This is a genomic window from Aquicoccus sp., from assembly GCF_041686535.1.
Taxonomy (GTDB): Bacteria; Pseudomonadota; Alphaproteobacteria; order Rhodobacterales; family Rhodobacteraceae; genus Aquicoccus.
Genome location: NZ_JAWLDS010000083.1, coordinates 1 through 13,975, shown reverse-complemented (window position 1 = coordinate 13,975; position 13,975 = coordinate 1). Strand labels below are relative to the sequence as shown.

Here is a 13,975-nt window from a genome sequence, read left to right as displayed (position 1 = left end):
TAAGTCATTGAAAATATTGGTCGGAGTGAGAGGATTCGAACCTCCGGCCCCTGCCTCCCGAAGACAGTGCTCTACCAGGCTGAGCTACACTCCGTCCGTGTCGATGCCGATTACAGAATGCCGCCCGCTTTGGCAAGGGGATGAAGGCACCCGTCCGGCCTTTTCTACGCGGGCCCGTCATGGGCCGTGCGACTGTCAGACGGGGCCTCTTCGCGTTCGTTCATGCCGTAGTCGCGCAGCACATGCGCCACCCGCAAACGATAGTCGGCCAGAACCCCGGCCCGACCCGCGCTTTGCGCGTCACGGTGGTGCGGGCGATTGCGCCACGCCGCAAGGCTTTCCTCGTCGCGCCAGAACGACACCGACAGGAGCTTGCCCGGCTCGCTCAGGCTCTCGAACCGTTCGATCGAGATGAACCCCTCCTGGCGCTTGAGCTCGTCGCGCAGCGCCGCGGCCAGATCGAGGTAATCCTCCTTGCGCCCCTCGGCGGGCCAGAGTTCGAATATCACCGCAAGCATCGTTGCACCTCCCTTTCAGGGCCGCACCCCATGTGCCGCCATTCAGATGTCTTTCACCAACCGCAACGCATCGTAAACCGCCGCGTGTATGTTGCGCGCGCTGACCGCGTCGCCGATCCGGTAGAGGCGGAACCGTCCCTGCGGGTTACGCTCGACCACCTGCGGCGTTCCGGCGACCAGCGCCTCGTAATCCACCGCGCCGAGGTTGCGGCTCATCGGTTTGAGATCATGGTAGAGCGCGTCCATCGGCAGGGTGCCGTAATTCACCACCACCTGGTCAAAGTACCGCTCCTCGGTGAAATCGCTGTAGTCCGTGCCGATCCGCGCGCGCAGGCGGTTGCCATCCCGCGCGATCCCCAAAAGCCGCCGCGCCACGGTCAGAACAGCGCCCCTCGGCTGCAGCGCCGCCAGATAGGGCGACAGGTTCATGCCCATGATCTCGGGCGCGAAGATCCGGTCAGGGGTCATCACCTCGACCTCGGCCCCCGCCTCAGCCGCGATCTCGGCCGCCATCAGTCCCGGTGCATCCCCGCTCTCGTCGAAGACCAGAACCCGCCCGGCCGGTTTCACGTCACCGGAAATCACGTCCCAGGCGGTCACGGCCAGATCCTGTTCCTCTCGCTGTTCGAGCAGGACGGTATTCGGCAGCCCCCCCGTCGCCACCACCACCACGTCGGGGTCAAGCGCCGTGACGTCTTCGGCCTCGGCCCATGTGTTGAACCGGAACGCCACATCGCGCGCCGCGCATTGCGCCATGCGCCAGTCGATGATCCCGATCATCTCGCGCCGCCGTGGGTGTCGGGCCAAGAGGCGCACCTGTCCGCCGGGGTCCGGCTGGGCCTCGATGACAGTCACCTCGTGACCGCGCCCCGCCGCCACCCGCGCGGCTTCCAATCCCCCCGGCCCGGCCCCCACGACGACGACACGGCGGCGCGTCTGCGCGGGTGCGATCACCTGCGGCATCGACAATTCGCGCCCCGTGGCGGCGTTGTGGATGCAGAGCGCCTCGCCGCCCTCGTAGATCCGGTCAAGGCAATAGGTCGCGCCGACACAGGGTCGGATGTCATCCTCGCGGCCCTCCCTGATCTTCTGCACGATCAGCGGGTCAGCCATGTGCGCCCGCGTCATCCCCACCATGTCGAGAAGGCCCGCCTGAACCGCGTGCCGCGCGGTGGCCACGTCGGGGATGCGCGCGGCGTGGAAGGTGGGCATCCCGATCTCGGCCCGCACCCGCCCGGCGAAATCGAGATGCGGCGCGCTTTTCATGCCCTGCACCGGGATCACCCTGGTCAGGGCCGGGTCGGTATGCACCCGGCCCCGGATCACGTTGAGGAAATCGACCATCCCGCTGTCGCGGAACGCCCGTGCGATCTCCAGCCCCTCCTCGGGCGTGGTGCCTCCCGGCGCATCCTCGTCCGCGGTATAGCGCAGCCCGATCAGGAAATCGGGGCCCACCCGCTTTCGGATCGCCTCGACCACCTCCATCGAGAAGCGGATGCGGCTTTCGATACCACCCAGCCCGTATTCCCCCTCGAGCCGGTTGGTCAGCGGCGACCAGAACTGTTCGAGCAGATGGCCATAGGCTTCAAGCTCGATCCCGTCCATGCCGCCCGCCTTCATCCGCTCGGCAGCATCGGCGAAATCGCCGATCACCCGGGCGATGTCCCAATCCTCCATCACCTTGGGAAAGGCGCGATGCGCCGGTTCCTTGTGCGGCCCCGGTGCGAGCGAGGGCAGCCAGTCGCCCTTGTTCCAGCCGGTCCTGCGACCGAGGTGAGTGAGCTGGATCATCACCGCACAGCCATGCGCGTGCAGCGCGTCGGTCAACTCGCGCAGCCACGGCACGACCTCGTCCTTCCACGCGAGGATATTGTTGAACGCGGGCGGGCTGTCGCGGCTCACGCTGGCCGAGCCGGCCGTCATCGCCAGCGCAAGCCCCGCCCTCGCCCGCGCCTCGTGATAGGCCCGGTAGCGCGCCTTGGGCATTCCGTCCTCGGCATAGGCCGGTTCATGCGCCGTGGTCATGATCCGGTTCTTCAGCGTGAGATGACCCAGCCGATAGGGTTGCAGCAGGGGATCATTGGACATGTGCTTCCTCCCTCATTCGATCGCGCCGCGTCTCAGGCAAGGATCAGGCCCCCTGCCCTCTTTCTTGGCACAAATACTCATCCTCGGCCCCGACCATGCACCGCGCCGCAAGGCCGCGCAAACCCGGTATCGAACGCCCCGTTAACGTCCTCCAACCCGCAACCACGCCCTTGCGCATGTCATACGCCTGGCAGCCGGGCAGCAGCCGAAAGTCACCCCCCGGATTCCGGCCCTGTTGCGGCGTTAACCTTTCTGCCGCGATTGCACGATCTGGCACAGCAGCTCGAACATGATCGACACGCCAAGGAACGCCGTTCCGCCCGATGCGTCAAAGGGCGGCGAGACCTCGACCATGTCCGCCCCCACGATATCAAGCCCCTCCAGGCCACGCACCACCTGCAGCGCCTGGTAGGAATTCGGCCCGCCCACTTCGGGCGTTCCGGTCCCCGGCGCGAAGGTCGGATCGACAAAGTCGATATCATAGGTCACATAGGTCGGGCCGGTCCCCGCAACCTCGCGCACCTCGCGCATTACATCATTGATATCACGGGCGAAAAATTCGTCTACCGTGATGATGCGGATACCGTTGGCACGGGCGAAATCCATGTCCTCGCTGTCATACATCGTGCCCCGGATGCCGACCTGGACCATGCGCTTGGGATCGAGCAGCCCCTCTTCGACCGCGCGGCGGAACGGGGTGCCGTGGGTATACATCGTGCCCCCGAAATAGCCGCGATAAAGGTCGGTATGGCTGTCGAACTGCACCAGCCCCACCGGTTTCTCCCTAGCCACCGCGCGCAGGATCGGCAGGCTCGTCAGATGGTCGCCCCCCGCGGTCAGGGGCACGATCCCGGCGTCAAGGATCCGGTCATAAAAGGTTGTTATCCTCTCCATCGATTCGGAAATATCCGCCGGGTTGGGCCCCACATCACCCAGATCGGCACAATTGACCGCCTCGAAGGGGCGCAGACCGGACAGCGGATGCTGTGCCCGGATCATCGTTGATGCATCGCGCAACTGTCGCGGCCCATGGCGTGGCCCCGGCCGGTTTGTCGTGCCACTGTCCCACGGCACGCCGACAAGGCCGATTTCGACCTCCTCGAAATGCGCATGTCCGTGTGGCACATGCGGCAGCCGCATGAAGGTCGGAATGCCTGCGAAACGCGGCAGATCGAAACCGCTTACGGGATGGAAAAACGCATCGCTCATTCGAAAATCTCCAATCTTTTCCGTACGGTAACGGGCCCATCGCCCTGCGCCTCGATACGGGTGATCGCCTCGCCCAACCCCTCGAAGGCCACCGCCATGTGAAACACGTTGGCATGCAAAAGGGTCGCTTCGTCCACCACCCAGGCGACATGCCCCTTCCAGAACAACAGGTCGTTGCGCCGCAACGCCTCGCCCGGCCCGATCTCCCGGCCCAGCGCCTCGGCCTGCATCCCGCTATCCCCCGGGCAGTCGATCCCGCAAGCCAGACACGCCGCCTGCACCAGTCCGGAACAGTCGATACCGAAACCCGAATTGCCCCCCCAGAGATAGGGCGTCCCCTCGAACCGGGCCGCCACCGTCACCGGATCACGTTCGGGCGGATTGAGCGGCGCAACATGCGCCTTTGGCACAAACCCTTGCGGTGCCGCGAAAAAACGCCCCACCTCGCGCAGCACGGTAAAGCGGCTGCCATGACTCAGCGCCGCGATTTCGCGCACCTTGAAGTCGGCTTCGGGATAGATATGCGTGCTCCGCGCCGTGACCCGATGCGTCACCTCCTCGGCCTTGCCGAGCATGCTGCTGCACAGGTATCCGACATACCCGTCCGCCAGCGCCCGCACATGGCACCAGCCGTCGCCATTCCCCAGAATCTCGACATGCTGGCCCATCACCACCTGCCGCGCGCGCTCGCCTTCCGGCGCATCGAGCAGATCGGCCACCGGAACCGCGACCTGCCGCTGCTCCATCACAGGCCCAGAACCCCGGGCAGCGCGTCCAGCACCGCGCGCGCGCCCATGCCGACCCCGCCCTTGGGCCGCCCAGGGGCCGCGGTGGGGTTCCATCCAAAAATGTCGAAATGCGTGTAACGTGTTGTTTCACCGGCAAATCTTCGCAGGAAAAGCGCCGCGGTGATCGACCCGGCGAACCCGCCCGACGGCGCATTGTCAAGGTCCGCAATCCCCGGTTCAATCATCGATTCATAGGGAGTCCAGAACGGCATCCGCCAGACCGGATCGGCCACCTTGCGCGCCGCCGCATCCAGCGCCGCGGCCATGGCATTGTCATCGCTGTAATAGGGTGCCAGATCCGGCCCCACCGCCACCCGGGCCGCGCCGGTCAACGTCGCCATCGACAACAACACGTCTGGCGACTCTTCGCTGGCAAGGGCCAGCGCATCTGCCAGCACCAGCCGCCCCTCGGCGTCGGTATTGTTGATCTCGACCGTGAGCCCCTTGCGACTGGTCAGGATGTCACCGGGGCGGAAACTGTTGCTGCTCACCGCGTTCTCGACCGCCGGGATCAAAACCCGCAACTGCACCGGCAGGCCCAGCGCCATGATCATCTGCGCCAGCCCCATCACCGTGGCCGCCCCGCCCATGTCCTTTTTCATCAATCCCATCGACGCGCCGGGCTTGAGGTTGAGCCCGCCGGTGTCGAAACACACGCCCTTGCCGACAAGCGTCAGTTTCGGCCCCGCATCGCCCCAGCGCATGTCAATGAGGCGCGGCGCCTGATCGCTGGCCCGGCCAACCGCATGAATCATCGGGAAATTCTGCTCGACAAGAGCCTCGCCACGGATCACGTCGATGCTGGCGCCATGCTTGCCCGCCAGATCGACACAGGCCGCTTCGAGCGCGACCGGCCCCATGTCACTGGCGGGCGTATTGATCAGGTCACGGGTCAGCGCCTCGCCCTCGGCGATGGTCTCGACGCGCCCGGCGTCCATCCCTGCGGGTGCCACCAGCCGCGCCTTCGTGCCACTGGCCTTGGCATAGCGGTCGAAAACATAGGCCCCCAACAGCCACCCCAGTGCCTCGGTCTCCAGTGCCTCACCCTCCAGGTCGGTTACAAGCCTGTAACTCCCCTCGGGCAGTTTCGCCGCGGCCCCGGCAAGGTGAAACCGGCCCCGCCTGCGCGCAGCCGCATCCCCGTAACCAACGGCTGCGGCGCCGATGCCGCCATCCTCGGCCGGAACGATCGCGACCTGCCCCAGTTCCGCCTTGAACCCGGTGGCCTGCACCCATGTCGCGGCGCGCGGCGGCTGTTCGCTCAACCAGCCCGCCAGTGCATCCCGCTCAACCACGTGCAGGGGAATGGCGTCGCCGTGATCGGTTGCGAAACTCATGGGCATGATGGCACTCCTTGGTCAGGGACTCAGCGGCCAGCCTATCCCCTTCCAGTCTGCCTGCAAGCCTTGCAATCGCTCAGATCGAAAGATCCCGCAAATCCCAGACCTCGGTCAGGGAACGCTCGCCGATCCGGACGAGCCGCGACAGGACCGCGGCCAGCGCAGCCTCGTCCCGCTGGTCGATACAGACCGTCACATCACCCGCAACCCTTGCCAGGAGCTCCATGCCCACCTGCTCGGCTATGGCGATGATCAGGCGCGCGCTCTTGCGCATTTTCTGACGATCCTGCCCGCGATGGAGCTTTTCGGTATGCGCAAGGCGCAGCGCAAGCTCTTCCATCGCACGACAGACCACATCCTCCGCGGCATTGTCGCCAAGCTGGCGATAAAGGTCGGCCAATTTCTCGGAATCCAGTTGAATCGCCTCATTCCTTGCCAGAACCGCAACCATTTCCAACATCTCACCCTCATTCTTCCACGCCCCCACGGCGTGCGGAAAAGATGCGCGTTCGCGGTTCCCAAAAGGTTTATCCCACCCCGCGATTTCCCTCGAATTCTTCAAGAATACCGACTATTGAACGCAGGAACGACTTCCAGGATCAACTCTGCATGGACGCCCTTATGCACAATGCGAAGCCTTTGCCGTCTTACCTCGCCAATCGTTACCACGGTTGGAAGGCAACGACCTACAAGGACAACGCGGCATGGTATCACCGCCTCGCGGACGAAGGTCAGCACCCCCGCGCGATGGTCATTTCATGCTGTGACTCGCGGGTGCATGTCACGTCGATCTTCGGCGCCGACCAGGGCGAGTTCTTCATTCATCGCAACATCGCCAACCTCGTCCCGCCCTATCAGCCCGACGGCCAGCAGCACGGCACCTCCGCCGCCGTCGAATTTGCCGTGACCGCCCTCAAGGTCGCGCATGTCATCGTCATCGGACATTCCAGTTGCGGGGGCGCAAAGGGCTGCCACGACATGTGCGCAGGCCACGCGCCGGAGCTCGAGGAAAAGACCAGTTTTCTGGGTCGCTGGCTCGACATACTGCGCCCGGGCTATGAACGGATCAAGGACATGCCGGAGCAGGAACGCATGCAGGCCCTTGAAAAACAGGCCGTTCTGGTGTCGCTCGAAAACCTGATGACCTTCCCTTTCGTGAAAGGCGAGGTCGAATCCAATCACCTTTCGCTGCACGGGCTTTGGCACGACATCGGCGAGGGGCTGGTCGAACATTACCTGCCCGAGATCGACGCGTTCAGGGCCGTCTGAGCCAGGTCCAGCCATCCGCGTCCGCCGGGCCCGCCACGTTCGGGGCCCGGCACCGCTTGCCGTTCAGCGCAGGTCTGGAAGCTGGTAATCGCCCAGGTTGTTGCGCAGCGTCAGTTTCGACACCTTGCCGGTGGCCGTCAGCGGCAATTCGTCAACCCAGATCACGTCGTCCGGCAATTGCCACTTGGCGAAATGCTCGGACATGTGGGCATGAAGCTCGTCGAGCCCCGGCTTCTCCTCACCCGCCGCAACGGCGACAAGAACCGGCCGCTCGTCCCATTTCGGATGCGGCACTGCGATCACGGCCGCGTTGGCGATGCCGGGATGCGACATCGCCGCATTTTCCAGGTCGATCGAGGAAATCCACTCGCCGCCGGATTTCACAAGGTCCTTGGCGCGGTCCTGAATGCACAGGAACCCGTCGGGCGTGATCGTGGCAATGTCACCCGTCCCGAACCAGCCCTCTGCGTCCATCGCCTCCTTGCTGGCTTCCTCGTTCTTGAAGTACCCCGAGATGATGGCATTGCCCCGCACGTAAAGTTCCCCGGCGGATTTGCCATCATGCGGCAGGCGATTGCCCTCTTCGTCCACGATCTTGAGTTCGACACCGAAAACGCGGCGCCCCTGCGTCGCCTTCTTGTCGATCATCTGCTCGAAAGGAAGGTCTTCGACCCATTTCGGCATGGTGCCATGCGTTCCGATGGGCGACATCTCGGTCATGCCCCAGGCGTGAACCACCGACACATCCATCTTCTCGAAATTCTCGATCATCGAGCGCGGCGCCGCGGAACCGCCGACAACCACGTGGCCAAAGCCCTCGGGCTTGCGGCCCTGGTTCTTGATCTCGCCCATCAGGCCCATCCAGACGGTCGGAACACCCCAGGCCGAATTGACCCCTTCGCTGTCCATCAGCTTGAACAGCGACGGCCCATCAAGCGCCCCGCCCGGCATGATCAGCGAATGGCCCATCAACGGTGCAAAATAGGGCAGCCCCCATGCGTTCACGTGAAAGAGCGGAACCACGGGCAGGATCTTGGACTCTTGCGGAAGGCTGACGCCCAAGGCCATCGCGACGTAAAGCGCGTGAAGCACGGTCGAGCGGTTGGAATAGAGCGCGCCCTTGGGATGGCCCGTCGTGCCCGAGGTATAACACAGGCCCGCGGCGGTGTTCTCGTCAAGCTCGGGCCATTGAATCGTATCCGGCTGCTCGGCCAGAATTTCCTCGTAGCACAGCGCATTCAGGCTGTTCTCGGGCATATGCGCCCGGTCGGTCATGATGACATAGGTCATGTCCGAGGGCAGATGCTCTTTCACCGCCTCCAGGATCGGAACGAAGGTCGTGTCGACGAACAACATCCTGTCTTCGGCGTGATTCACGATATAGATCAGCTGTTCGGCCGACAGCCGCGGGTTGATGGTATGACAGATCGCACCCATCCCGGACACGGCGTAATAAAGCTCGAAATGGCGATAGCCGTTCCAGGCAAGCGTCGCCACGCGATCCCCGATCTCGATACCGCGCGCACCCAGCGCGTTGGCCAGCTGCGCCACGCGACCTGCGGTCTGGGCATAGGTCTGGCGGTGGATGTCACCTTCCGTGCGGGCGGAAACGATCTCGCCATCGGGGTGCATTTCGGCGGCGTAGGTCAGTATGTCACTGATCAGCAATGGGCGCTGCATCATCATGCCAAGCATGGGGTTCTCTCTCCCTGTTTACGTCGTTTCGCGAAACTAGGCCCAACAAGGGGGATTCGAAAGCAAATTCAAGGCAGCCGCGGAAATTGCGGAAAATGACGTTCCGGCATTTGATGACGTTCCGGCATTTGCAGGGCGCGGGGGTTGTCGCGTATACCCCGGGCTGCCTAGGCTGGATCGGGCGTAACAGGGGCGACAGGGAGACAAGGCACATGAAGGCGATCATCTGCAGGGCATTCGGACCACTCGACGATCTCGAATACGGCGAGTTGCCCGACCCAGAACCCGGCAAGGGCGAGATCCTGATCAAGGTCGAGGCCGCGGGCGTGAATTATCCGGACGGGCTCCTGGTGCAGGGGCTTTACCAGATGAAACCCGAAACCCCATTCACCCCGGGGATGGAAGCGGCCGGCACGGTCCAAACCGTGGGCGAGGGTGTGAGCGGATTCAAACCCGGGGATCGCGTCGCCGGCAAGGGCGGGCTCGGATGCTATGCCGAGAAGGTGACGATGCCGGCCAACCAGTGCTTCGTGATGCCACAGGGCATGGATGCGGCCGATGCCTGCGCCCTCATGGTGGCCTATGGCACCTCGCACCATGCGCTCAAGCAACGGGCGAATTTGCAGCCCGGCGAAACACTCGTGGTGTTCGGTGCATCCGGCGCGACCGGGATCGCGGCGGTACAGATCGGCAAGATCATGGGCGCACGGGTGATCGGCGTGGCCTCGAGCGAAGAGAAACGCAAGCTGGCGCAAGAGGCCGGCGCGGACGAGGTGATCGGCTATGACAACCTCAAGGACGAGGTCAAGAAACTGACCGGCGGCAAGGGGGCGGATGTCTGCTATGACGTGGTGGGCGGCGATGCCTTTCACGCGGCCAGCCGGTTCATGGGCCGCAACGGTCGCCTTCTGGTCATCGGCTTTGCCGGGGGCGAGATCCCGAAACTTCCCGTCAACCTCACCCTGGTCAAGGAATACAGCGTTGTCGGCGTATTCTGGGGCAACTTCACCATGCATGAACCCGAGGTCTATGCCGACAACATGAAAGAGCTGTTCGGCTGGTATGCCGAGGGCAAGGTGAAGCCCATGATCGAGGGGCGCTACCCGCTGAAGGACGCGCCCAAGGTCCTTGAACGGGTGCTGGGGCGCGGCGCCACGGGCAAGATCGTGCTCGTTCCGTAAACCGGTGCGTCGCCCGGGCCGGGGCATGGCGCGCGACTTCGCGTTCGCCGCCAAAGGTCGGGCGCGCGGGTCCGGACTGGCCCGGCATTTCCATTATGGAGTTCCATCGACGCGCCCTTTCTGAAATACCGACCGCGAGCAACCCGGAAAGCAGGTGACGGAGGGAAAGATGACGGATGCTGCCGAGATCATTTCATCGGATCGGATTCCGGCCGGGCTCTTGCCGATCGTCTCGGCGCTCTGCACGGTGTCGCGCGACGTGGCCCGGATCATCGCCAGGGGCCCGCTGGCCGGGGCGCTGGGTGCCGGGGTCGGAGAGAACACCGATGGCGACCAGCAAAAGGCGCTCGACGTCATGGCCGACGAGATGTTCATGGACGCACTCGCCGCAACCGATGTGCGCTTCTATGCCAGCGAGGAACAGGAGGACGTCGAGGAACTGAACCCCGCGGGCCGCTACGCGCTGGCCATCGACCCGCTGGACGGATCCTCCAATATCGACGTCAATGTTTCCATCGGCACGATCTTCTCGATTTTCGAGGCCGAGGACGACGCCGAAGCCAGCTTCCTGCGCAAGGCGCGCGATCAGGTGGCAGGCGGATACGTGATCTACGGACCGTCCACGGCGCTTGTCGTGACATTCGGCGATGGCACGATGATGTTCACGCTCGATCCCGAAAGCGGCCGGTTCATCCTGACCCGGGACAGGATGCGCATCGGCGACAAGTCGAGCGAATTCGCGATCAACGCCTCGAACTATCGCCATTGGTCGCGGCCGGTGCGTGCCTTCATCGACGATTGCCTGGCCGGCGAGACCGGGCCCGCCGACCGGAACTACAACATGCGCTGGGTGGCCAGCCTCGTGGCCGAGGCCCACCGCATCCTGAGCCGGGGCGGCGTGTTCCTCTATCCCGGCGATGCGCGCCCGGGATACGGGAACGGGCGCCTGCGCATGGTCTATGAATGTGCGCCCATTGCCTTTCTGATCGAACAGGCCGGGGGCAGGGCCACGGATGGTCGCGCGCCGATCCTCGACCAGAGCGCCGGGGCGCTGCACGCGCGCACGCCCCTTGTTTTCGGTCCGCCCGAACTGGTCGATCGCGTGGCGCGCTATCACGACCTGCCGGAACACTAGGGCCGGGGCGGTTGGCGCAGCCGCCACCCCGCGATTTGGGCGTTCGCGCCTGCCCGGAGTCATCCGCCCGGAACCGGGGGCCAACGCCCCGCAACGGCAGATTCGGCAAGAATTGGCGAGGCGCTGTCGGTTGCCGGTGGCGAAACGCTTGCATCGGCGTTAATTCATGCGGGTGTGACGGATGGCTTCATCCATGTATCCTCGGCCCCGGGGCCCGTTTCCGGGAAGGCCGACCGAAATTGCTGCATGACGACAGGGACAGACAATGGCACTCATTACGCTCAGACAACTTCTCGATCACGCCGCCGAACAGGGCTATGGCGTGCCCGCATTCAACATCAACAACATGGAACAGGGCCTCGCCATCATGCGCGCGGCCGACAAGACGAACGCGCCGGTGATCATGCAGGCCAGCCGCGGGGCACGCGCCTATGCCGGTGACATCATGCTCAAGCACATGATCCAGGCCCTGTCCGAGATGTATCCGCATATCCCGCTCTGCATGCATCAGGACCACGGCAACAACGAGGCGACGTGCCTTTCGGCGATCAGGCATGGCTTCACCAGCGTGATGATGGATGGATCGCTCGAAGCCGACATGAAAACGCCGGCGGATTGGGACTACAACGTCGATATCACCGCGCGCGTGGCACGCATGGCACATTGGGTCGGGGCCAGCGTCGAGGGCGAACTGGGCGTTCTGGGCTCACTGGAAACCGGTGAGGCGGCCGAAGAGGATGGATCGGGTGCCACCGGCAAGCTGTCGCACGATCAGCTTCTGACCGACCCCGACGAGGCGGCGGAGTTTGTAAAGCTGACCAGGGTGGACGCGCTGGCCATTGCCTGTGGCACCAGCCACGGGGCCTACAAGTTCAGCCAGAAACCCACCGGCGAGACCCTGGCAATCAAGCGGATCGAGGAGATTCACGCCAAGCTTCCGAACGTGCACCTTGTGATGCATGGCTCGTCCAGCGTGCCGCAATACCTGCAAGACCTGATCAACGCGCATGGCGGCGAGATGCCCCAGACCTATGGCGTGCCCATCGAGGAGATCGAGCGCGGCATCAAGTCGGGTGTGCGCAAGGTCAATATCGACACCGACAACCGCATGGCGCTGACCGGAACCTTCCGCAAGGTGGCGCAGGAAAAGCCCAGGGAGTTCGACCCGCGCAAGTTCATGATCCCCGCGATGGAGGAGATGGAAAAGCTCTGCGCCGACCGGCTCGAACGCTTCGGCACGGCGGGCAATGCCAGCAAGATCAAGGTGATCGAACTGGATGAAATGGCCCGACGCTATGAGACCGGGTCGCTCGACCCGTGAGAGATGGCGGGCGCAGTCCCCGCCCCGCAGACAAGGAGATAAGGGCCATGAGCTTTGACCGTTCCATCAAGATCGCACCCTCGATCCTGAGCGCCGATTTCGCCGATTTCGGACGCGAGATCCAGGCGATCGAGGCGCAGGGGGCCGACTGGGTGCATGTCGATGTGATGGATGGGCATTTCGTGCCGAACCTCACCTTCGGCCCGCCCGCGGTCAAGGCGTTCCGCCCGCATGTGAAAACCTTCATGGACGTGCACCTGATGATCGCGCCGGTCGATCCTTACATCGAGGCCTATGCCGAAGCAGGCGCCGACATGATCACCGCGCATGTCGAGGCCGGGCCGCATATCCACCGCACCTTGCAGGCGATCAAGGCCACCGGCAAGATGGCAGGCGTCAGCCTCAACCCCGGCACCCCGGCCGAAGCGATCGCCGATGTGCTCAACCTGTGCGACATGGTGCTGGTGATGACCGTGAACCCCGGCTTTGGCGGGCAGAAGTTCATCCACTCGGGCGTCGAGAAAACCCGCAAGATCCGGCAGATGATCGGCGATCGGCCGATCCATATCCAGATCGACGGCGGCGTGACGCCGGAGACCGCACCGCTGGTCGCGGCGGCGGGGGCAGATGTCCTCGTTGCCGGATCGGCGGTGTTCAAGGGCGGGTCGGTCGCGAATCCCGACGCTTACGGTGATAACATGCACGCGATTCGTGCCGCCGCCGAGAGCGCACGGCAAGCAGCATAAGGAGCAGCATCATGGCAGCCACACCCCCGGTTTGCGATTTCGGATGGAAGGCCCCGGACTTCTCCCTTCCGGGCGTCGATGGAAAGACCCATTCGTTTGCCGACGTGTCAGGACCCAAGGGCACGCTCATCATGTTCATCTGCAATCACTGCCCCTATGTGAAGGCCGTGAAGGACAGGATCATCCGCGATGCGCGTGACCTCGAAAAGCTGGGCATCGGGGTGGTGGCGATCTCGTCGAACGACGCCGCGGCCTATCCCGCCGACAGTTTCGAGAAGATGAAGCAAGAGGGCTATCCCTTTCCTTACCTCTACGATGAATCGCAGGATGTGGCGCGCGCCTATGATGCCGCCTGCACGCCCGATTTCTTCGGCTTCAACGCGGACGGGGAATTGCAGTATCGCGGGCGGCTCGATGCCAGCCGCAGCGAGGCCGGGCCGCTGGACCTGCGGCGCGATCTCTACGAGGCGATGAAACGTGTCGCCGAAACGGGCCACGGGCCGGACGAGCAGATCCCCTCGATGGGCTGTTCGATCAAGTGGAAGACGGATGCGTGACTTCCATCGTCTTCGACCTTGACGGCACTCTGGTCGACAGCGCACCGGACATCAGGGCCGCGGTCAACCGGATGCTTGCAACAGAGCGGCTTGCGCCGCTCGACCTGCCCACGGTGGTGTCATTCATC

At 64.1% G+C, this 13,975-nt stretch carries 14 protein-coding genes and 1 tRNA gene; 7 read left to right on the top strand and 8 right to left on the bottom strand.

Going from position 1 to position 13,975, the window contains the following annotated elements:
* Nucleotides 1–17: 17 nt before the first annotated feature.
* The 7 genes from ACESL9_RS14175 to ACESL9_RS14145 all read right to left on the bottom strand — a co-directional run bounded on the left by ACESL9_RS14175 (nucleotide 18) and on the right by ACESL9_RS14145 (nucleotide 6,403).
* Nucleotides 18–94 (bottom strand) — tRNA-Pro (locus tag ACESL9_RS14175).
* A gap of 70 nt (nucleotides 95–164) precedes the next feature.
* Nucleotides 165–518: an antibiotic biosynthesis monooxygenase family protein gene (locus tag ACESL9_RS14170; RefSeq protein ID WP_372611057.1), complete on the bottom strand. Its 354-nt coding sequence runs from the start codon at nucleotides 516–518 to the stop codon at nucleotides 165–167.
* 42 nt (nucleotides 519–560) lie between these two features.
* Nucleotides 561–2,606, bottom strand: coding sequence for an FAD-dependent oxidoreductase (locus ACESL9_RS14165; protein ID WP_372675032.1), 2,046 nt, complete (start codon nucleotides 2,604–2,606; stop codon nucleotides 561–563).
* A gap of 243 nt (nucleotides 2,607–2,849) precedes the next feature.
* On the bottom strand, nucleotides 2,850–3,815 hold the full coding sequence (gene speB, locus ACESL9_RS14160; protein WP_372611053.1) for an agmatinase: 966 nt from the start codon (nucleotides 3,813–3,815) through the stop codon (nucleotides 2,850–2,852).
* Complete coding sequence (locus ACESL9_RS14155; protein WP_372675031.1) at nucleotides 3,812–4,561, bottom strand: NlpC/P60 family protein; 750 nt, start codon at nucleotides 4,559–4,561, stop codon at nucleotides 3,812–3,814. Before ACESL9_RS14155 ends, speB begins: the two co-directional genes overlap by 4 nt.
* Nucleotides 4,561–5,946 (bottom strand): leucyl aminopeptidase family protein, encoded by a 1,386-nt coding sequence (locus tag ACESL9_RS14150; RefSeq protein ID WP_372675029.1) that lies wholly within the window; start codon nucleotides 5,944–5,946, stop codon nucleotides 4,561–4,563. Before ACESL9_RS14150 ends, ACESL9_RS14155 begins: the two co-directional genes overlap by 1 nt.
* A 73-nt stretch (nucleotides 5,947–6,019) precedes the next feature.
* Complete coding sequence (locus tag ACESL9_RS14145) at nucleotides 6,020–6,403, bottom strand: hypothetical protein (protein WP_372611047.1); 384 nt, start codon at nucleotides 6,401–6,403, stop codon at nucleotides 6,020–6,022.
* 161 nt (nucleotides 6,404–6,564) lie between these two features.
* Between ACESL9_RS14145 and ACESL9_RS14140 the strand changes: the two genes are divergently transcribed.
* On the top strand, nucleotides 6,565–7,212 hold the full coding sequence (locus ACESL9_RS14140) for a carbonic anhydrase (protein ID WP_372611065.1): 648 nt from the start codon (nucleotides 6,565–6,567) through the stop codon (nucleotides 7,210–7,212).
* 63 nt (nucleotides 7,213–7,275) lie between these two features.
* On the opposite strand, the gene ACESL9_RS14135 is transcribed toward ACESL9_RS14140, so the two are convergent.
* A complete protein-coding gene (locus ACESL9_RS14135; RefSeq protein ID WP_372611045.1) occupies nucleotides 7,276–8,907 on the bottom strand; it encodes a long-chain fatty acid--CoA ligase in 1,632 nt (543 codons plus the stop codon).
* A gap of 212 nt (nucleotides 8,908–9,119) precedes the next feature.
* Here ACESL9_RS14135 and ACESL9_RS14130 point away from each other — a divergent pair, with 212 nt between their 5' ends.
* From ACESL9_RS14130 to ACESL9_RS14105, 6 genes are all read left to right on the top strand, one after another.
* Nucleotides 9,120–10,088 (top strand): NADPH:quinone oxidoreductase family protein, encoded by a 969-nt coding sequence (locus tag ACESL9_RS14130; RefSeq protein ID WP_372611043.1) that lies wholly within the window; start codon nucleotides 9,120–9,122, stop codon nucleotides 10,086–10,088.
* Nucleotides 10,089–10,257: 169 nt separating this feature from the next.
* Nucleotides 10,258–11,223: a class 1 fructose-bisphosphatase gene (locus tag ACESL9_RS14125; protein WP_372611041.1), complete on the top strand. Its 966-nt coding sequence runs from the start codon at nucleotides 10,258–10,260 to the stop codon at nucleotides 11,221–11,223.
* 265 nt (nucleotides 11,224–11,488) lie between these two features.
* The gene (gene fba, locus ACESL9_RS14120; RefSeq protein ID WP_372611039.1) at nucleotides 11,489–12,544 is read left to right on the top strand and encodes a class II fructose-bisphosphate aldolase; all 1,056 of its coding nucleotides are present in this window, start codon (nucleotides 11,489–11,491) and stop codon (nucleotides 12,542–12,544) included.
* 47 nt (nucleotides 12,545–12,591) lie between these two features.
* Entirely contained in the window at nucleotides 12,592–13,290 is a 699-nt protein-coding gene (gene rpe, locus ACESL9_RS14115) for a ribulose-phosphate 3-epimerase (RefSeq protein WP_372611037.1), read from the top strand.
* A gap of 11 nt (nucleotides 13,291–13,301) precedes the next feature.
* Entirely contained in the window at nucleotides 13,302–13,847 is a 546-nt protein-coding gene (locus ACESL9_RS14110) for a thioredoxin family protein (RefSeq protein ID WP_372675028.1), read from the top strand.
* Nucleotides 13,844–13,975 (top strand): HAD hydrolase-like protein (locus ACESL9_RS14105; RefSeq protein WP_372675033.1); only part of this gene is annotated, 132 nt, incomplete at its 3' end. The genes ACESL9_RS14110 and ACESL9_RS14105, both read left to right, overlap by 4 nt.